The sequence below is a fragment of the Niabella hirudinis genome (assembly GCF_051201075.1).
Taxonomy (GTDB): domain Bacteria; phylum Bacteroidota; class Bacteroidia; order Chitinophagales; family Chitinophagaceae; genus Niabella; species Niabella hirudinis.
Genome location: NZ_JBPEHJ010000002.1, coordinates 147,455 through 165,710 on the forward strand (window position 1 = coordinate 147,455; position 18,256 = coordinate 165,710).

The 18,256-nt window shown below is 46.9% G+C and carries 18 protein-coding genes; 4 read left to right on the top strand and 14 right to left on the bottom strand.

Annotated features, from left to right (window positions below):
- Nucleotides 1-38: 38 nt before the first annotated feature.
- The gene (locus tag GGU45_RS03955; protein WP_435222228.1) at nt 39-1,412 is read left to right on the top strand and encodes a DUF4153 domain-containing protein; all 1,374 of its coding nucleotides are present in this window, start codon (nt 39-41) and stop codon (nt 1,410-1,412) included.
- Between the two features lie 199 nt (nt 1,413-1,611).
- On the opposite strand, the gene GGU45_RS03960 is transcribed toward GGU45_RS03955, so the two are convergent.
- From GGU45_RS03960 to GGU45_RS03970, 3 genes are all read right to left on the bottom strand, one after another.
- Entirely contained in the window at nt 1,612-2,841 is a 1,230-nt protein-coding gene (locus tag GGU45_RS03960; RefSeq protein ID WP_435222229.1) for an exo-beta-N-acetylmuramidase NamZ family protein, read from the bottom strand.
- A 188-nt stretch (nt 2,842-3,029) separates the two neighbouring features.
- Nucleotides 3,030-3,404, bottom strand: coding sequence for a VOC family protein (locus tag GGU45_RS03965; protein ID WP_435222230.1), 375 nt, complete (start codon nt 3,402-3,404; stop codon nt 3,030-3,032).
- A gap of 170 nt (nt 3,405-3,574) precedes the next feature.
- On the bottom strand, nt 3,575-3,745 hold the full coding sequence (locus GGU45_RS03970; RefSeq protein WP_435222232.1) for a hypothetical protein: 171 nt from the start codon (nt 3,743-3,745) through the stop codon (nt 3,575-3,577).
- Nucleotides 3,746-3,798: 53 nt separating this feature from the next.
- Between GGU45_RS03970 and GGU45_RS03975 the strand changes: the two genes are divergently transcribed.
- Entirely contained in the window at nt 3,799-4,116 is a 318-nt protein-coding gene (locus tag GGU45_RS03975) for a DUF3817 domain-containing protein (protein WP_435222233.1), read from the top strand.
- On the opposite strand, the gene GGU45_RS03980 is transcribed toward GGU45_RS03975, so the two are convergent.
- The 3 genes from GGU45_RS03980 to GGU45_RS03990 form a co-directional block, all read right to left on the bottom strand.
- On the bottom strand, nt 4,113-4,565 hold the full coding sequence (locus GGU45_RS03980; protein ID WP_435222235.1) for an RES family NAD+ phosphorylase: 453 nt from the start codon (nt 4,563-4,565) through the stop codon (nt 4,113-4,115). The two genes, GGU45_RS03975 and GGU45_RS03980, sit on opposite strands and share 4 nt — an antisense overlap.
- A gap of 2 nt (nt 4,566-4,567) precedes the next feature.
- Nucleotides 4,568-5,008, bottom strand: coding sequence for an antitoxin Xre/MbcA/ParS toxin-binding domain-containing protein (locus tag GGU45_RS03985; protein ID WP_435222236.1), 441 nt, complete (start codon nt 5,006-5,008; stop codon nt 4,568-4,570).
- Between the two features lie 119 nt (nt 5,009-5,127).
- Nucleotides 5,128-7,656 (bottom strand): ATP-dependent Clp protease ATP-binding subunit, encoded by a 2,529-nt coding sequence (locus GGU45_RS03990; RefSeq protein ID WP_435222238.1) that lies wholly within the window; start codon nt 7,654-7,656, stop codon nt 5,128-5,130.
- 93 nt (nt 7,657-7,749) lie between these two features.
- Between GGU45_RS03990 and GGU45_RS03995 the strand changes: the two genes are divergently transcribed.
- Nucleotides 7,750-8,154: an STAS domain-containing protein gene (locus GGU45_RS03995; protein WP_435222240.1), complete on the top strand. Its 405-nt coding sequence runs from the start codon at nt 7,750-7,752 to the stop codon at nt 8,152-8,154.
- Between the two features lie 29 nt (nt 8,155-8,183).
- Nucleotides 8,184-9,089 (top strand): ribonuclease Z, encoded by a 906-nt coding sequence (locus GGU45_RS04000; protein WP_435222242.1) that lies wholly within the window; start codon nt 8,184-8,186, stop codon nt 9,087-9,089.
- On the opposite strand, the gene GGU45_RS04005 is transcribed toward GGU45_RS04000, so the two are convergent.
- The 8 genes from GGU45_RS04005 to GGU45_RS04040 all read right to left on the bottom strand — a co-directional run bounded on the left by GGU45_RS04005 (nt 9,090) and on the right by GGU45_RS04040 (nt 18,250).
- Complete coding sequence (locus GGU45_RS04005) at nt 9,090-9,275, bottom strand: hypothetical protein (protein WP_435222243.1); 186 nt, start codon at nt 9,273-9,275, stop codon at nt 9,090-9,092.
- 224 nt (nt 9,276-9,499) lie between these two features.
- A complete protein-coding gene (locus GGU45_RS04010) occupies nt 9,500-10,906 on the bottom strand; it encodes a radical SAM protein (protein ID WP_435222245.1) in 1,407 nt (468 codons plus the stop codon).
- A complete protein-coding gene (locus tag GGU45_RS04015) occupies nt 10,878-11,654 on the bottom strand; it encodes a prolipoprotein diacylglyceryl transferase (RefSeq protein WP_435222246.1) in 777 nt (258 codons plus the stop codon). Before GGU45_RS04015 ends, GGU45_RS04010 begins: the two co-directional genes overlap by 29 nt.
- Nucleotides 11,655-11,816: 162 nt before the next feature.
- The gene (locus GGU45_RS04020; RefSeq protein ID WP_435222248.1) at nt 11,817-14,738 is read right to left on the bottom strand and encodes an FAD-binding and (Fe-S)-binding domain-containing protein; all 2,922 of its coding nucleotides are present in this window, start codon (nt 14,736-14,738) and stop codon (nt 11,817-11,819) included.
- Nucleotides 14,739-15,072: 334 nt separating this feature from the next.
- The gene (locus GGU45_RS04025; protein ID WP_435222250.1) at nt 15,073-15,453 is read right to left on the bottom strand and encodes a response regulator; all 381 of its coding nucleotides are present in this window, start codon (nt 15,451-15,453) and stop codon (nt 15,073-15,075) included.
- Between the two features lie 220 nt (nt 15,454-15,673).
- Nucleotides 15,674-16,549, bottom strand: coding sequence for a succinate--CoA ligase subunit alpha (gene sucD, locus GGU45_RS04030; RefSeq protein ID WP_435222252.1), 876 nt, complete (start codon nt 16,547-16,549; stop codon nt 15,674-15,676).
- 53 nt (nt 16,550-16,602) lie between these two features.
- On the bottom strand, nt 16,603-17,496 hold the full coding sequence (locus GGU45_RS04035; protein ID WP_435222253.1) for an ABC transporter ATP-binding protein: 894 nt from the start codon (nt 17,494-17,496) through the stop codon (nt 16,603-16,605).
- Between the two features lie 16 nt (nt 17,497-17,512).
- Nucleotides 17,513-18,250, bottom strand: coding sequence for an MlaE family ABC transporter permease (locus GGU45_RS04040; RefSeq protein WP_435222255.1), 738 nt, complete (start codon nt 18,248-18,250; stop codon nt 17,513-17,515).
- Nucleotides 18,251-18,256: the final 6 nt, after the last annotated feature.

Below are 18,256 nucleotides of genomic sequence, written 5' to 3' on the forward strand. Positions count from 1 at the left end.
TATACTTTGCAATTCAAAGCACTTTTAAAATAAAAAAAATGAAGAAGAACCTTATTCTGTTTATGGGCATCGTGGCGTTTGTAGCACTGTTTTACAACCGGGAGCCCGGTTTAAATTTTGGCATCTTTACCCTTATCTCATGGCTTGCCATATTCCTGACCACAAAAGGGGAGCATCACACAAAAGCCTTCTGGTGGCTGACCGCGGCGCTGGGTATTGCTGCAGGTTCTTTTGCCTGGTACGGCGACCCGGTTTCTTTTTTGGCCATCTTTGCATCACTGATCCTGCTGGCATGCAAGGCACACCAACCGGGTATTAATATACTGCTGGTGCCCTTTGCAGGCGCAGCCAATTTTATCAGTTTTATTTTCAGGGCACCGGTACTTACGAGCTGGTTGCCGGTCAAAGGGATTTTTACCACGGCCATTTATAAAAAAGCCATTTACTATTTCCTGATCCCCGCGGCACTGGCTGCCATATTTCTTCTTATCTACAGTTCCAGCAGCGACCTGTTCCAATCTTTCTTTCATATCAGCTGGAATGCTGATCTTTTACAGATCGGTTTCCTGGCGGCCCTGGGCTTCTTCCTGATGTTTTGCTTTGTTCATTACTGGGTGCCGGCACAACTATTGCTGATCAATAACAAGCTCAACGATCATTTCCCGGAGGCTTATGAACTGTCCTTACAGGACCGGCAGAGCCCAGACGCCGGATTTCACCGAACCAGCGCGGAGATCTCGATGATAGTACTGAACATAATTGTCTTGTTTTTTATTATCACCTATTGCATAGAACAATTTGGCAATAAGAACACCGGCGGCAGCCTGAGCGGTGCGTTACACGAGCGGGTATACCTGCTCATCTTTTCGATTGTAATGGCGATCCTGGTGATCATGCTGTTTTTTAAAGGCAGCCTGAATTTTGATATAAAAGCACGCTTCCTCCGGAACAGCGCATATACCTGGATCCTGCTGAATCTTTTCCTGGCCGGTATTGTGGTTTTAAAGAACAACCAGTATATAGAAGCCTACGGGCTTACGTTTAAACGGATCGGAGTTTACATCTTCCTGTTACTTTGCATTGCCGGACTTCTATTTACCATCATAAAGATCAAAAACAAGAGAACCAATACTTACCTCGCCAGCCGGATGCTGTGGGTGTTTTATTCCACGCTGGTAATTGGTTGCACCATAAACTGGAGCTGGATCGTTACCAAATACAACCTTAAGTATCAACAATCTTTTGACCTCGATTACGCACTTGGCCTGCCCTATAACCGCCAGCTGCTGTATAATACAAAGATCCGGCAGGAAGCACCCGACAAAAAAGCGCGCTTCCTACAACACATCGAAGCAGAACAAAAAAGGCCGTTGCTATCCAAAATACTTTACTACCAGTTTATAAAATTATAGTTATGAAAGTCTATAACCTGCTCGTGCTGATAACCCTTTTGGCCACCATCGTGATCCTTACGGTGCTCGTTTTAAAAAAATAGCCCCATGAAAGTAAAAGGAGCCGGACCCCGCGCTTACCGATCGCCGATCATTATCAACGAAGGGCTGGAAGCCAAATGCAGTATTTATCCCGGGAAACGTAGTAACAGCGGCTGCTTTACCGGTCTGCATAAAGCAGGTATTTTTTACGCATCTTCCTATACGCACTCAATCCCGGCTCCCAGGACTCGCGGATCTCTTTTACAGACTTTCCGGCGATGATCTGCTTTTTAAAATCATACACGCCGGCCAGTCCGTCAATACTGCCGATCTGGTTGCTCTGGCTACGGTCGAAGAAATGTTCCTTATCGGGATATGCCTTGTACAGCTCCATCATCCAGTCCAGGTTAATGCGGCGTTCCTTCCGGAGTCTGCTGACATCGTAATTTCTCAGGTCGATCCCATAGCAAACTTTGTTCATATGCAAGGGTGTTTCACTCATACCGGGAATGCTTACGGGCGTAAAGGAAAAAGAGTAGGTTCCCTTTAACAACGGGCTTCCAAAAATAGTAAAGGGATATGGTGTTCCTCTTCCGTGATTCATGATCGTTCCTTCAAACAAACAGGTAGCGGGATAAAGCAGCACACTCTGCTGCGTATTGAGGTTAGGCGATGGCTTTACCGGCAATACATACTCCATATTGTGGTTATAGTTAGCAACCGGAACAATTTTCAGTTGACACTTTTTCTTATTATACGTCCATCCTTCGCCATTGACCATCTGCGCAAATTCGGCAACGGTCAATCCATGTGCAATGGGAATAGGAAACTGCCCGATCCCGGATTTCAGGCGCATATCCAACACGGGCCCATCAATGAGATAGCCATTGGGGTTGGGGCGATCCAGGATCATTAACTCTTTGTTATTATCCGCACAGGCTTCCATAATATCCCGGAGCGTATTTATATTGGTATAAAAACGGCAGCCCACATCCTGCACATCATAAATCACCAGGTCCACATCCTTCAGATCACTGTTACCGGGCTTTCGCTTTTTCCCGTAAAGCGAAATAATTGGAATGGCCGTTTCCGGATCGGTTTCATCGCCTACGGTGGCGCCATTGCTGGCATTCCCTCTAAAGCCATGCTCCGGCCCAAATACTTTTACGATCTGCACGCCTCTTTTTAGCAAGCTGTCGACCAAATGGCGGTGCCCGATAATGGTCGTAGGGTTGGCCAGTACAGCTACCCGCTTGCCTTTTAAATAGGGAAGATATTTTTCTGTTTGGTCGGCGCCTGTGCGGATGGCCGACTTTATCACAACCGGAACCGGGTTTTGTGAAACGGGTTTATAACCCGGCAGGTAAAATCCAACAGAAAACAGCAAACTCGTAATGATCCATTTCATATAGCAAATTCGTTTTAATAATATCCGTCAAAATACGGGATAGTTAGTTTACCACAATTTCCTGCTGATGCTCCACCGGAAAGTTCACCGAATTTGCGATAAACCAATACTGGCAGGCCCTTGCGTGTAGTTCCATTGCCAATGCGCTCTTCGATTCACCGGTTATTGGAAACAATGGGGTAAAAGGTTCAGCTACTATGCGATAACAGGTTAATGGTAGCCCCATTTGGATCTTTTACAAAAAAGCGACGCACACCCCAGGGTTCATTGGCAATGGGATAAACAACATCCAATCCCTGTTCTGTTGCCTTCTTATACATGCTGTTCACATCGGACACTTCAATTGACAGGAAGATACGGTCATTGTTGAGCACTTCTTTCCTCTGGTTTTCCAACACGTTAATTTGCGCTGTTGGGTTGGTGCGGGAGGCAAAGGTTAATACCCACCCCCGATCCATGATGATGTCCATGTGCAGAAATCCGTGATAAAAAGCCTTACTTTGTTCCAGGTCATCCGAATAAATATTGGGAACAACCCGGTTTATAAAATTCTCCTCTTTCATGTTATGTCTTTTACTGCTTCAGCATCTGAAGCAAATACCTGCCGCTCCATTCAAAGGTACTCTTTTTAAACGAGGCCCGGCGGCAGATCGTTGCATGGCTATGCCCGCTTTATCTCCTCTCTTTTAATGATAACGGAAAATTTGCCGTATTGTTACACTATAATACCAGTTTATGCCGCCAATGGCGTTGCACCAACCGGCTCCTGCCCGCGAACAATGTTGAATACGAGGCTTTCATACTGGCGTTGCACCAACCCCATCATTCCGGAAGTATACATCCCGATAACCATTTTTCCACTACGCCGGTCAGGCCTATAGAATCCGCTGTAATTTTTTTGCATCCTGTTGAACTTTTTAACCAGACAACTGTTCTCCTTGAAACAATATGACCACGATGAACCGTTCGCTTAAGAACCTGAAGATATTTATGCAGATCGCCTTTTTAGAAGGAATCTCCTATCTTGTTTTATTACTGGTGGCCATGCCTTTGAAATACTTTGCCCAAATACCCGAAGGAGTCAAATACATCGGATGGGCGCATGGAGTGCTTTTTGTACTTTTCTGCATTTACCTGTTAAAAGTATGGGTGGGGTTTAAATGGAGTTTTGGAAAAGCGGTACTTGCTTTTATCGCATCGCTCCTGCCCTTTGGTACTTTTGTGCTGGATGCCCGGCTTAAAAAAGAGTACCCGGAAGTGGTGCATCCCTCTTAGAATAGCCGTTCATCCCAATCGAATATTTCGGTATCCTTTAACCTCACGTGTGTGTTAAATTTTGGATGCCGGGTATTTATTAGAATATTATACTCCATCGGGACTACGGCAGACGGGACTTTTAACAATAGCTGCTTATTACCTTGATACCAATCTGACCCCAGCCCTTGTAACTTCGGGTACGCAACTAACGACCTCCATTTTTCCGGAAGCTGATCCGGCTTCAATTCCAATATGTCAGCGGGGGTCTCTTTGATTTCTATAACAAGCAGCCTATATGGTTCATTCAATACAATACCACTCCTGTGTACTACGATCTCCAACACGGACAATGCCCTGCTACAGCCCGTATAAATAACAAATTCTTCTTCCATGTTCCACCGGTTAGCAACCCCGGAAGCCGTTAAACTTCCCGCATACTTTGCCCGTCTTATATTGTACACCAGCATTGTCAGACATTTTCGCCGTACTCCATTGCCGTAAGTCTGCTGTTAATAAACTGAATGCCTGAAAATGCATCTAAAAATTGCGCAGGCATTTTCCCATCCAGGAGATGATTTTTTGCTGTTAACCAGGTTTTAAAGCCTACTGCCGATCCAAATAGCTCGATCCCCCGTTTGTACAGTGCCAGCAACAGCACAATATGTTCCTTAATATTTCCCTTCAGTTCCTGATCCTGCTGCTTGTAGTTCCGATAGGTTCTTGGATTAACGTTCAACCATCCGGCAACTGTTTCATCGTTTACCTGAACCAGTTCATCCAGCAACTGAAGGTATTGCTTGCCAATATCATGACTGTTGGTGTAATGATATACCTGCATATAATCCGACACCGGAGGTATCGCATCTATAATGCCCCTGCTGGTCTTGCTATTTAAGGCGCCCTGGATCATTCATTAAAATTACAGACTTTTTTCCATTTTTATTAGGAAAAAACTCAACCATTGTTTCCAATAAAAAACACCCCACAGTTGCAGGGTGTTGTTATTAACCATTAAGTAGTAACGTGTTTTTACGCCTCCTGGGGATTTTCTTTGGGATCCTTTACCGTAAAGAATAACTTTTCTTTTTCTTTATCAAAATCCACCAACAGTATATCTCCCGGTTTTACGTGCATGTTCAGTATCTCTTCTGCCAGCGGATCTTCCAGGTATTTCTGAATGGCCCGGTGCAGCGGGCGTGCCCCAAACTGCTGATCGTACCCCTTGTCGGCCAGGAAGGTTTTGGCTTCTTCGCTCAGCTCCAGGCCATAGCCCAGGTTCTGCACGCGTTTGAGCACGCCTTTCATGGAAATATCGATAATGCTGAAGATATTTTCTTTTGTGAGACTGTTAAAGATAACCACATCGTCAATCCGGTTGAGGAATTCGGGCGAGAAGGTACGCTTCAACGCTTTTTCGATCACCGCCTTGTTCTCCTCATCTTCATTTTCAACCCTTGCCGAGGTGGCAAAACCAACACCTGCACCAAAGTCCTTCAGCTGGCGTACACCAATATTTGAAGTCATGATGATGATGGTATTCTTAAAATCCACCTTACGTCCCAATCCATCGGTCAGCACACCATCATCCAATACCTGCAACAGGATATTGTAAATATCGGGGTGGGCTTTTTCAATTTCATCCAGCAGGATCACACTATATGGCTTGCGCCGTACTTTTTCTGTCAGCTGTCCCCCTTCTTCATATCCTACATATCCCGGAGGAGCGCCAATCAGACGGCTCACGGTAAATTTCTCCATGTATTCGCTCATATCGATCCGGATCAGCGAATCTTCCGAATCAAACAGGTAACGCGCCAGTGAACGGGCCAACTCTGTTTTACCCACACCGGTAGGCCCCAGGAAAATGAAGGTACCAATGGGTTTCTTCGGATCTTTTAAGCCCACACGATTGCGTTGGATAGCTTTCACCACTTTTGAAATAGCCTCATCCTGACCGATCACCATACCCCTCATATCTTCCGACATCTTGCGGAGCTTTTCGGTTTCGGCTTCCACCATCTTACGAACGGGAATACCGGTCATGATATTGATCACTTCGGCAATCGCCTCTTCATCGATGGGATACCGTTTGTGTTTGCTTTCTTCTTCCCAGGCCGCTTTTGCCCGCTCCAGGTCCTCCGCCAGCTTCTTCTCTGTATCCCGCAGGGACGCGGCTTCTTCAAATTTCTGGCTCTTTACCACCTTATTCTTTTCTTCCTTCACCTCTTCAATCTTCTTCTCCAGCTCCACAATATTGGGTGGTACGTTTATATTTTTTAAGTGTACCCTTGCCCCTACTTCATCCATTACATCAATCGCTTTGTCGGGCAACAAGCGGTCGGTAATGTAGCGGTCGCTTAGCTTTACGCAGGCATCAATGGCTTCATCACTATAGGTTACGCTGTGAAAGTCTTCATACTTGGACTTAATATTGTTCAATATCTGGATGGTTTCATCCACACTGGGCGGATCTACCATTACTTTCTGGAACCGGCGGTCCAGCGCTCCGTCCTTTTCGATATACATACGGTATTCATCCAGGGTAGAAGCCCCAATGCACTGCAGTTCTCCACGGGCCAGCGCCGGCTTAAAGATATTGCTGGCATCCAGCGAGCCACTGGCACCTCCGGCACCCACGATGGTGTGCATTTCATCGATGAACAGGATCACATCACGGTTCTTCTCCAACTCATTCATGATGGCCTTCATACGCTCTTCAAACTGACCGCGGTACTTGGTACCGGCCACCAGTGAAGCCAGATCCAGCGAAATTACGCGCTTGTCAAACAATACGCGGCTCACTTTACGCTGTACAATCCGCAGTGCGAGTCCTTCCACAATAGCGGTTTTACCCACACCGGGTTCACCAATCAGGATGGGGTTATTCTTTTTCCGGCGGCTGAGGATCTGCGATACCCGCTCAATTTCTTTTTCGCGGCCAACAATGGGATCCAGGTTACCGCTTTCTGCCAGCTTGGTTACATCCCGACCGAAATTATCCAGCACCGGGGTTTTACTTTTGGCCGCCGCTTTTGAACCACCCGCTCTCGACTGCGCATACTTTTTTTCTTCTTCAAACTCTTCTTCCCCTTCTTCACCAAACTCGGCGCGGGGCTCTCCTGATTTTACGATGCCTAATTCCTGGCGAAACAGATCATAGTCCACATCAAATTGATTTAAGATTTGCGTTGCAATGTTTTCCTTGTTCTTTAAAATAGAAAGCATCAGGTGTTCCGTTTCCACCAGGTTGCTCTTCAGCGCCTTGGCTTCCAGAACCGTAACACGGATCACTTTCTCTGCCTGCTTTGTGAGGGGAAGGCTGTTAATGTTTGCAATATTTTTGCCTGTTTTATCTTTTATTGCCAGCTCTATTTCTTTCCGCAGCTCAAAAATATCCACATTAAAGCTTTTGAGGATCCGGATAGCAGTATTATCTCCTTCCCGGATGAGGCCCAACAGCAGGTGCTCTGTACCAATAAAATCATTTCCCAGGCGCAGGGCTTCTTCCCTGCTGTAGGAAATGATCTCTTTTACCTGAGATGAAAAATTATTATCCATATTTAGATAAAATGTTTATTTACAATATTAACAAATATATTTGGCACTAAATTTACTTGTAATTTAAGCATATTTATTCCAAATTCACGTTATATGCAGGTCAAAATAGATACCAAAGAGAAATTTCACGCCATCACGCCAAATGAGCCTGTTCTGTCTGCTACAATGACAGATGAAATGGAATCGGTGTTGCTTCCTTTTTTGCAAAACGACATAAAGAATGTGGTACTGAACCTGCACCAGGTGGAAGAAATAGATGCCGCCGCTACGGCTAAACTGCTGCAAATACAGCAAACCTTTTATGAAAACAATGCCTCTTTTGTGACCTGCAATATACAAAAAACGGTAAACGCATTTTTGGCAGAGAACGAGCTGGATGAACTGCTGAATATTACACCTACCGAGAGCGAAGCCTGGGACATTGTACAGATGGAGGAGATTGAGCGGGAACTGCTGGATACAGAGGATATCGAATTTCCGGAGACGGATAATGAATAAACAATTCGACTCAAAAAAAGTTTAACGGGATGTTAGGCGTGACGATACTGGGAAATAATTCGGCGGTCCCCGCCTTTGACCGGCACCCCACCAGCCAGGTACTCACGATGCCCAACCGAAAGTTCCTGATCGATTGCGGTGAAGGTACCCAGATACAGCTGATCCGCTACAAAATCCGCCGCAGCCGCATTTCGCATATTTTTATTTCGCATCTCCACGGCGATCATTATTTCGGACTGGTTGGCCTGCTCAATTCCTTTGCCCTGCTGGGCCGGCAGCAAGCCTTATATGTTGTGGGGCCCCCGGCTTTGCAGGAAGTACTCGAACTTCAGTTCAGACTGGCCGATACACAAATGCCCTATGCCCTGCACTTTCACCCGATAAAGGCCCCCGGCTATTTAATGACGGTTGACAATGTGAAGATCACCTGTTTTAAAACCGACCACCGCATCGAATGTTTTGGATTTGTGTTTAAGGAGCAAAAGAACCCGAGGCGCATCAATCCCGAAGCAGTAAAGACGCATCATATACATCATAGCTGGTTTGAGGCACTTCAGCAGGGAAACGACTATGAAGGCCCCGATGGCCGGGTCATCAAAAACGAGCTGCTGACCACGGAAGCGCCTAACGGGAAAACCTATGCCTTCTGTGCCGATACCCGGTATGATGAAACATTGATCCCCTATATTGAAGGCGCAGATATGATTTACCACGAAACCACCTATCTCGAAAACTTTAAAGAGCAGGCGGTGAAACGGTTTCATGCTACCACCAAACAAGCCGCCACTCTGGCTAAAAAAGCAAACGTTAAAAAATTGCTGGTAGGTCACTTCAGCAGCCGCTATGATGTACTGGATGCGTTTGAAAAAGAAACCCGGGACGTTTTCCCCAATACAGACCTGGCCCTTGAGGGGGTTTGCTACCTCATGCCCTGACTACATACCACTACAAATCGAAAACCCGATCAGTGCCGATAGGGCAAGCGTGATAAAGCCAATAAGCACCGTTTTGCGTCCGGGCACAGCTGCCTCATGCCCAAAAAGCTGGATGATTCCAACCAATATCAGGATCAATCCCACAATGGGTCCCCCGATCAATATAAACAAACCTAATTCCTCCATGATGTTTTTTATTTTTATCGTCTCTCTGTGAATATGCCGGAACAAATCGAGAACCCTATTAGAAGCACTACCCCCAAAATAATACCAGTGATAAGCAATAACCGCAAGCCGGATCTTCTTGTTTCCGCATCCCTTGAAAATAGATTTATGATGCCAATAAGCACCAGAAAAATACAAACTACTGGAACCGCAAATAAAATAAAAATGAATAGACCGTCCATAGTTTAAATGATCGTGCGCTCCACCTTTTCCTGTAATTGTTTTACATAATCTTCCTTCTCATCCCGGTAAAATAAATTCATGGTCTCAAAAGGAATGAGGCGTCCATCTTTATGTACAATATGCACACAGCTCTTTTTGATGGCCCGTACATCAAAATCATAAGCATCTATAAACCGCATAATGATGATCCGGAACAGGTTGTTATAGGTAAGCCCCGGCGCCTGTATCTGAGGCAAACAACATAAAAGCTGGTTCATGTTTTCTTCCACCCGGTCCACCGAAATACCAGTGCTGAAAATATTGATCATCTTTTCCTTCAGCGCATTGTCCTGCTCGTAGATAATCGTATTCTTCGAGTTATCCAGCAGCTGTACCGGATCAATATAACGGGTCAGCGGAAATACCTGGTTATTTAATTTGAGCGCATAGCCCATCACCAGCGCATCCGGGTTGCAAGGTACCGGTATGAGGTCATTAGCATTAAACACAGTGGTCTGATCCAGGATTTTTTGCCGTACTTCCGTCATGGTAATGCGGTTCACCGCCGGATCGAAGTTTTCCGTGCGGCCGGCGATCTGTACCGGCTGAAAGGTAACGCCCCGTACACAGGGCTGTTTGAGCGCATAATCGATGATCGCACCAATCTCATCATCATTTACGCCCTGCTGCAGGGTTACCACCAGGGTGGTGGAGAGGTTCAGTTCATTTAAATGCTGCAGGGCCATTTTCCTTGTTTCCAGCAGGTCTTTTCCGCGCAGCTGTATCAGTGCCTCCGGTTTAAAGGAATCAAACTGCAGGTAGATCTCAAAATCGGGCATATAAGAAGCCAGCCTTTTTGCAAATTCCCTATCTTTTGCAATCCGGATGCCATTGGTATTCACCATCAAATGCTTAATGGGTTTGGTTTTGGCAATATCCAGAATCTCAAAAAAATCAGGATGGAGCGTGGGCTCCCCGCCGCTGATCTGCACAACATCGGGCTCCCCTTCGTTAGCCACAATAGCATCCAGCATACGCTCTACCTCATCAACAGTGCGGTGCCGGCCATAGTGAGGGCTGCTCATGGCATAGCAGGTGGGGCAGGTAAGATTACAGCGGTCAGTAATTTCCACCACAGTCAAACAACTATGCTGTTCATGATCCGTACAAAGCCCGCAATCATAGGGGCAACCATAATGCGTTTTTGTATTGAACTGCAGCGGCGTTTCTGATGGCTTATTATAATTGCGGATATTTTTATAATATTCCACATCGGTGGCAATCAGCACTTTCTCAAACCCGTGCTCCACGCAGGTTTTAAGCATATACACCTTACCGTTCTCAAAAACAATTTTGGCATCCACCCTTTTCAGGCAGGTGCTGCAAAGGCTGATCGTAAAGTCACAGTAAGTGTAAGGACGAACCGGCATGGGGTGTTAATAATTTTTTGGGTTGAACAATATACCGAATGTAATATAATAATCCGAGTAAGCAAGCTATTTGTATAGACGATAATCCTACCGGCCAGGTATAATGCGGCTTTATAAAGTCCAGCAAAAAACGGAACAGCAGGTAGCCCATCATAAAGAGCTTAAAAAGTGCACCGCTGTCTACCGGAAACCGCAGCGAGATCCACCGGATCAACACGACCAGTAAAAGAAGGAAGATGATTTCGTACAGCGCCACGGGATGCCGCAGCAAGCCATCTCCCAGGTTCATGCCGGTAAAGAGGGCCGTTGGCAACCCGTAGGTTTCTTCATGCACGCCCATACTAAAACAACCGATCCGGCCAATAACTAACCCCAGGATGATGGGGTAAGTGTAGAGGTCGCCGCTGCGCTGTTTTTCGCCAATCAATTTTTTCATTCCTTCCACACCGGCCAGTCCGCCCAAAAAGCCTCCCACAACGGTTTTGTTCATATAAAAATAGCGCAGGGGCGAGGCGCTGGCAGCGAGGGCCAGGGGATCCTCCAGTCCGCCCAGGATCCTGGAGCCCAGTAAGGCGCCCATTGTAGCACCCAATAAAATATACAACCTGTTGATGCCGGTAATAGCATCTCCCTGTTTTTTTTTCAGGTACCGGTAAAAGCGAAAGGCAATAAAAAAACTGACGATCTCCGTTACCATGTGTAAGAGGATGGTATGCGTTCCAATATGCAGGTACACCGGGAATTCCAAGGCGATAATTGTTTGCGGGAAGATAGGATATTTCCCTGGGGTTGAAAAACGGAGTTAGCACCTAACCGCTATGGCACAATGAATACGCAACGTTCGCAATTAAAACGTCATAAAAGTCCTGGCGCTCTTTTGCGGCTTAACCTGCTGCAATCCGGGAAAAAGCTATCCAAGCGCCTGCCACAGTACTTCCACCGGATGCAGGCTATGGCGTTTTGCGCCATCTTTGATCTGGTGCCTGCAACTGGTACCCGATGCGGCAATGATCGTATCCGCCGCTACGGAGCGGACCGCCGGCAGCAATACCAGCTCCCCTATTTTCATAGATACGGCATAGTGCTCCTTTTCATAACCAAAGGACCCCGCCATGCCACAACAGCCGGAAGGGATTGTTTCTACATAATAATTTTGGGGAATGCCGAGTACTTTTTGTACCGATGGCACAATACCAAATGATTTTTGGTAACAGTGCCCGTGCAGCTTTACCGTTTGCTTTTTCCTGGTAAACCGGCTGCTCGTTATATTCCCCTTTTCATATTCATCTGCCAAAAATTCTTCCACCAGGAAACTGTTACCGGCTAATTGTTGTGCGGCGTTTCTCAAACCGGACGGCACCAAATCCAGGGCTTCATCCCGGTAGGTCAGTAAGGCGCTGGGCTCTATCCCTATCAGCGGCTGATCTGCCGTTACAAATCTGGAAAACAGGGTTACATTTTCAATGATGATCTTTTGCGCCTGCCGCACCAGTCCTTTTGAAAGCCAGGTGCGCCCGCTCTCCTTGTGCTGCAGTATCTCCACACCATAGCCTAATGCGTTCAGCAGTTTAATAGTGGTTTTACCAATTTCCACATCATTGTAGTTGGTAAACTCATCGCACAGTAAAAAGACATTTTTTGCAAACTGCTGTGGCACGGTTCGCTGATAGTCTTCAAACCAGCGGCGCACCGTTGTTTTACCCACCGCCGGCAGGGATCGGGCCGGAGCAAACCCGGCCAGCCGTTTAATGATCCCGGATGTAAACGGATTACCCGCAATCGCATTGTAAAGCGCAGGAAACCGTATGCCCAGCCGCTGCGATTTTGTAAAACCCGCGATCAGTTTTGAACGAAAGGGAACACCATTGGCATCATAATATTGCTGCAAAAACTCGGCCTTCAGCTTGGCAATGTCCACACCGGAAGGGCATTCCGATTTACAGGCTTTACAACTCAAACAAAGATCCATCACTTCCTTAATCTCGGGATGATCAAACGGATTTTCCTTTGTTGAATTGGTCAGGAACTGGCGCAGGATGTTGGCCCTTGCGCGTGTAGTATCTTTCTCCTGTAAGGTAGCCATATAGGAAGGGCACATGGTACCGCCTGTTATGTGCGACTTCCGGCAGTCGCCCGATCCGGAGCATTTTTCTGCCAGCCGCAGCACATTTTCCTGCCGCTCATAGTCAAATACCGTTTCTATCTGCCGCTTTGCTTTTTGCGGATCATAGCGCAGCTGCTCGTTCATTTTAGGCGTGTTCACAATTTTGCCCGCATTAAAAATATTGCCGGGGTCAAAAATCTTTTTAACCTGCTGCAACAAATGATACACGCCCTCGCCCATGGCACTGGCAATAAACTCACCCCGCAGTCTTCCATCTCCGTGCTCACCGCTTAGCGAGCCGTTATATTTTTTTACCAGGGCCACCGTATCCTTCAGTACATCCCGAAAGATTTGTTTACCCGCGCCGGTCTTAAGGTTAATCATCGGCTCTACATGCAGCTCTCCGGCGCCCGCGTGGGCATAATAAGACGCCGACAGTCCATATCCCTTTAGCAAGTGCTGCAGATCTTCAATATAAGCGGGCAGATCTTCCGGCGAAACGGCACAGTCTTCAATTAAATTAACCGGCTGCACATCGCCCGGCATATTGCGGATGAGCCCCAGGCCGGCTTTGCGGATATCCCATACCAGTTTGGTTTGAGGTCCTTTAATGACGGGGTATGCATAACCCAGTCCATTCCGTTTCAGATCGTTGATCAGCGCTGTGGCTTTTGTATTCAGCGTGTCTTCATCATGCTCCATAAATTCGGCCATCAGCAATGCTTCCGGCTCGCCTTCTATAAAAAAGCGGTTTTGCTGGTAAACGGGATGCCCTTTTGTAAAATCCATGATATACCGGTCTACCAGCTCCGAAGCCATGGGCGCATGTTTTAACACAACATTGTTGGCATGAAGCGCTTCCGCCAGCGAAGAGCAGTGTATACAAACCAGCGCGTCACGGGCCGGCGGCAGGGGCAGCAGGTTTAGCCTTGCTTCAATAACAAACGCAAGGGTTCCCTCCGAGCCGGCAAGCAGGTGGCAAAGATTGGCGCCCCCGTTGCCTGCCTCCATTTCATAGGCCAGTATATCAAGCGCATAGCCGGTATTGCGTCGTTTGAGCGTTCTTTTTGGATAGTGGTCCCCAATCAGCTGCCGGTTCTTATCATTATCGAGCAAGGCAAAAAGATCGCGGTAAATACGCCCTTCCAATGTATCTTCAGCTGCCTTTGCCCCAATATCCTCCCTGCTGTTTTGTTTAAATACCACTTCTTCCCCATTGCTTAGCAAGGCCCTTACTTCCAGCAGATGCTCCCTTGTATCGCCCCATACAATAGAGTGCAGCCCACAGGAATTGTTGCCGATCATACCCCCGATCATCGCCCTGCTGGCCGTTGATGTTTCAGGCGCAAACAGCAGCCCGTAAGGCTTCAGCAGGGCATTCAGGTCATCGCGGATGATTCCCGGCTGCAGCCGTACCCAGCGTTCTGCTGCGTTTATTTCAATAACTTTTTTAAAGTATTTCGAGGTATCTACCACAATACCATTTCCCACCACCTGGCCGGCCAGTGAAGTACCGGCAGCGCGGGGGATCAGCGAAACGCGATTCTGATTTGCAAAGCGGATGAGTTTTTCAATATCCTCCTTATTTCGGGGGATAGCTATAGCCAATGGCTGTTCCTGATAAACGGAGGCATCCGTAGCATACACCATTTTTTGCGCCTGATGCAGGCTACTATTGTTATAAAACAACTCGCCCGAAAATGCTGTTTCCAATTGTTGAAAATCCATGATCTGTTAAAGATAAATGATCCGTATAAAACAACAACCCCATCTCACAATAAGAGCGGTTTCCGGTCAGGGTCTTTTATACCGGGCCCCGATGCGTCTCATCTGCGTCAAGTTGCTGTAAACACAGCGTTCTTAACGGAGCATAATACGGCGGGGTACCACCCGCTTGATGGGATAACTGGTCTGGGCCCGCTTAACTTAACGTATATACTATAGTAATCAGGTATAAAAAAGTGGTTGATTCATGCGTTAATAGGCACAAATTTATCCTTGTGAAAATATAGCGTGCCCGCGCCGGCCCGGCAACAGGAATCATATACACCCCCCATTCGGCTCATCCGAGCAATTCGATAATCTTCTCTATACGGATCGGTTTAACGATATAGCCCTTAATCCGTGAGTAGCGCTTCACCCGGTTCTGGTCCTCATCCGAAAAAGAGGAAGAAACCATGTAAACCCGGATCGGGTCAATGAGTGCCGGATCCAGCCCGCTAAATGCCTCCATGAACTGCCAGCCGTTCATTACCGGCATTTCAATATCAAGCAGTATCAGATCCGGCAATACACCGGATGTGCGGAGTGCCTCCAACGCCTTTTGTCCGTTTTCAAAAAAATGCAGTTTACAGGTTTTGGGTTGCCGGGCAAATAATCTATCCATCAAGAGCCGATGGATGGGGTCATCATCTACAATAAATATATTGCTGCCTTCAGTCATAAGTAAGAGGGGTTATCTGAGCATTTTATGTCATTTTATATATAGTTTGGTGCTTAAATAAAATAGCAATCATGCGGCTGCAACCCATCATGCAGGAAGCGGTTTGTCATTCCAGCTGCATAATGAGCATAATCCGGTATGCGAGGGCATCCAAATTTATAACATTTTTAATAAAAAAAAGTCCCGGGTGTCCGGGACTTCTATATTTTTTTTAGCGGGATTATTTTCCGATAATGCCAGCCATTGTTTTTCCAATATCGGCAGGGCTGCTAACCACCGCAATGCCGCACTCGCTCATAATCTTCATTTTTGCCGCGGCCGTATCATCTGCTCCTCCCACAATGGCGCCCGCATGCCCCATCCGGCGCCCCGGAGGCGCTGTTTGGCCCGCGATAAAGCCTACAACCGGCTTTTTGTTTCCGTTGGCTTTAATCCATTGGGCAGCCTCGGCCTCCATGCCACCACCAATTTCACCGATCATCACGATGGCATCAGTTTCATCATCCTCCATAAACAATGCCACGGCTTCCTTAGTTGTAGTGCCAATAATGGGGTCGCCGCCAATACCAATGGCCGTGCTGATCCCCAACCCGGCCTTTGCCACCTGGTCGGCCGCCTCATAAGTAAGCGTTCCGGATTTGGATACAATGCCAATGCGTCCTTTCTTGAACACAAAACCAGGCATAATACCTACTTTGCATGCATCGGCAGTAATAACGCCCGGGCAGTTGGGACCTATCAAACGGGTATTGGAACCCTGCAAAAAGTTCTTTACGGCAACCATGTCCTGTACAGGAATTCCCTCGGTAATACACACCACCAGCTCAATACCGGCGTCTGCAGCTTCCATAATGGCATCCGCAGCAAAAGCCGGCGGAACAAAAATAATGCTCACATTGGCCCCTGTTTGCTTCACACATTCTGCAACCGTATTAAATACGGGGCGCTCCAGGTGCGTGCTGCCGCCTTTTCCCGGGGTTACGCCTCCTACCACCTGAGTACCATATTCGATCATCTGTGTGGCATGAAACGTGCCTTCCGTACCTGTAAATCCCTGAACTAATATCTTTGAGTCTTTATTAACCAATACTGCCATATCTTATAATTATAGATGTTTAAAAAAGCAAGTGCAAAATTAAGGGTTTGCTGTTATTCTTTTGAAGAGGGTTTGTTTTTGGCCGGATTTCCAATATGCCCATCGCCATCCAGGTCTGCATTCAGTTTTTCCTCGATGGCATCCTTTACCCCTGCCGGCATATCTTTCGGAATTTCCCCGGTTTCCTGTATTGTACGCATGCTTTTGGCATCCTTCAGAAACTCCGAGGCAAAAATAAAGTCATTCAGTTTTTGATTTTCGCTCAGGATGATTTCCTTATTGTTACCCTCCCATTCCTTCTCGCCCTGGTGCATATAGGTGATATGATCCCCTATTTCCATTACGCTGTTCATATCATGGGTATTGATGATGGTGGTAATATTATATTCCCGGGTAATTTCCTGTATCAGTTTATCAATCACCAGCGAGGTTTGAGGGTCCAGCCCGGAGTTAGGTTCATCGCAAAACAGGTATTTGGGGTTTAGCACAATCGCCCGGGCCAACGCCACCCGTTTTTGCATACCGCCGCTGATTTCCGATGGAAATTTGCGGTAGGCCTCTTCCTTTAACTGAACCCGGGCCAGCACCTGTTTTATCCGCTCTTTCTTTTTGGCGTATTTATCGGTGGTAAACATATCCAGCGGAAACATTACATTTTGCTCCACCGTTTGGCTGTCGAACAAGGCCCCTCCCTGAAAAAGCATCCCGATCTTTTCGCGGATGCTCTTTTGGTCCTTATCGTTCATGTTTACAAAATCGTCTCCGTCATACAGCACATTTCCACTGGTAGGCTTTATCAGGCCCACCATACACTTCATCAGCACCGTTTTTCCACTGCCGCTGCTGCCGATAATCAGGTTGCATTTTCCATCGTCAAAAGTTACATCAACCCCCTTCAGGACCGCCTTATCATCAAAACTTTTCTTCAGACTCTTTATTTCGATCATGTTATTGAAGTTTCTTTTACAAAAGCAGGGCTGATAAAATGTAATCGGCCAGTAATAATAATACACAGGAAACAACCACGGCCCGGGTGCTGCTATGCCCGATCTCCAGCGCGCCGCCCTTTACATTGTAGCCATAAAACGCAGGCACCGCGGTAATAATAAAAGCAAACACCACGGATTTGATCAGGGCAAAGTATACATTATAGGCTTTAAACGCCATTACCAACCCCGTATCAAAAATAGTAGGATCAATAATTCCCGCGGCGGTGCCCGCCAGGCGTCCGCCCCAAATGCCAAGCACCATGGCCAGCATAATAAGGAGCGGAATGGTTACCAGGCCAGCCAATATCTTGGGCAGCACCAGGTAGCCCTTGGTATTGATCCCCATTATTTCCAACGCATCAATTTGCTCGCTTACGCGCATATTGCCCAGCTCACTGGCTATTTTACTTCCTACAACGCCGCAAAGCACGATGCAGCTAAGCGTGGGCGCAAATTCAAGGATCACCGTATCCCTTACAATTTGGGCGATAGTGGTTTTGGGAATAATGGGCGATACAATCTGGTAGGCCGTCTGTAAGGTAGATACCGCCCCAATAAAAACGGAAATGATGCAAATAATGCCCAACGAGCCAATACCGATATCGTTGCACTGGAGCATAAACTGTTTCCAGTACATTTTGGCATTTTCCGGCTTGCGAAACATACCACCGGTCATTTTAATAAACTCCCCAAGCTCTTTTAATATTTTCAATGGATT

What these genes read in the sequence shown, in the direction of transcription:
- GGU45_RS03965 (WP_435222230.1), bottom strand. Translation starts at nt 3,404, where the DNA reads ATGAAAGAGGAGAATTTTATAAACCGGGTTGTTCCCAATATTTATTCG.
- GGU45_RS04010 (WP_435222245.1), bottom strand. Translation starts at nt 10,906, where the DNA reads ATGCCGGTTCGTCCTTACACTTACTGTGACTTTACGATCAGCCTTTGC.
- GGU45_RS04025 (WP_435222250.1), bottom strand. Translation starts at nt 15,453, where the DNA reads ATGACTGAAGGCAGCAATATATTTATTGTAGATGATGACCCCATCCAT.
- GGU45_RS03980 (WP_435222235.1), bottom strand. Translation starts at nt 4,565, where the DNA reads ATGCTGGTGTACAATATAAGACGGGCAAAGTATGCGGGAAGTTTAACG.
- GGU45_RS04020 (WP_435222248.1), bottom strand. Translation starts at nt 14,738, where the DNA reads ATGGATTTTCAACAATTGGAAACAGCATTTTCGGGCGAGTTGTTTTAT.
- GGU45_RS03955 (WP_435222228.1), top strand. Translation starts at nt 39, where the DNA reads ATGAAGAAGAACCTTATTCTGTTTATGGGCATCGTGGCGTTTGTAGCA.
- GGU45_RS03995 (WP_435222240.1), top strand. Translation starts at nt 7,750, where the DNA reads ATGCAGGTCAAAATAGATACCAAAGAGAAATTTCACGCCATCACGCCA.
- GGU45_RS03985 (WP_435222236.1), bottom strand. Translation starts at nt 5,008, where the DNA reads ATGATCCAGGGCGCCTTAAATAGCAAGACCAGCAGGGGCATTATAGAT.
- GGU45_RS04000 (WP_435222242.1), top strand. Translation starts at nt 8,184, where the DNA reads ATGTTAGGCGTGACGATACTGGGAAATAATTCGGCGGTCCCCGCCTTT.
- GGU45_RS04035 (WP_435222253.1), bottom strand. Translation starts at nt 17,496, where the DNA reads ATGATCGAAATAAAGAGTCTGAAGAAAAGTTTTGATGATAAGGCGGTC.
- GGU45_RS04005 (WP_435222243.1), bottom strand. Translation starts at nt 9,275, where the DNA reads ATGGAGGAATTAGGTTTGTTTATATTGATCGGGGGACCCATTGTGGGA.
- GGU45_RS03990 (WP_435222238.1), bottom strand. Translation starts at nt 7,656, where the DNA reads ATGGATAATAATTTTTCATCTCAGGTAAAAGAGATCATTTCCTACAGC.
- sucD (WP_435222252.1), bottom strand. Translation starts at nt 16,549, where the DNA reads ATGGCAGTATTGGTTAATAAAGACTCAAAGATATTAGTTCAGGGATTT.
- GGU45_RS03975 (WP_435222233.1), top strand. Translation starts at nt 3,799, where the DNA reads ATGAACCGTTCGCTTAAGAACCTGAAGATATTTATGCAGATCGCCTTT.
- GGU45_RS03960 (WP_435222229.1), bottom strand. Translation starts at nt 2,841, where the DNA reads ATGAAATGGATCATTACGAGTTTGCTGTTTTCTGTTGGATTTTACCTG.
- GGU45_RS03970 (WP_435222232.1), bottom strand. Translation starts at nt 3,745, where the DNA reads ATGCAAAAAAATTACAGCGGATTCTATAGGCCTGACCGGCGTAGTGGA.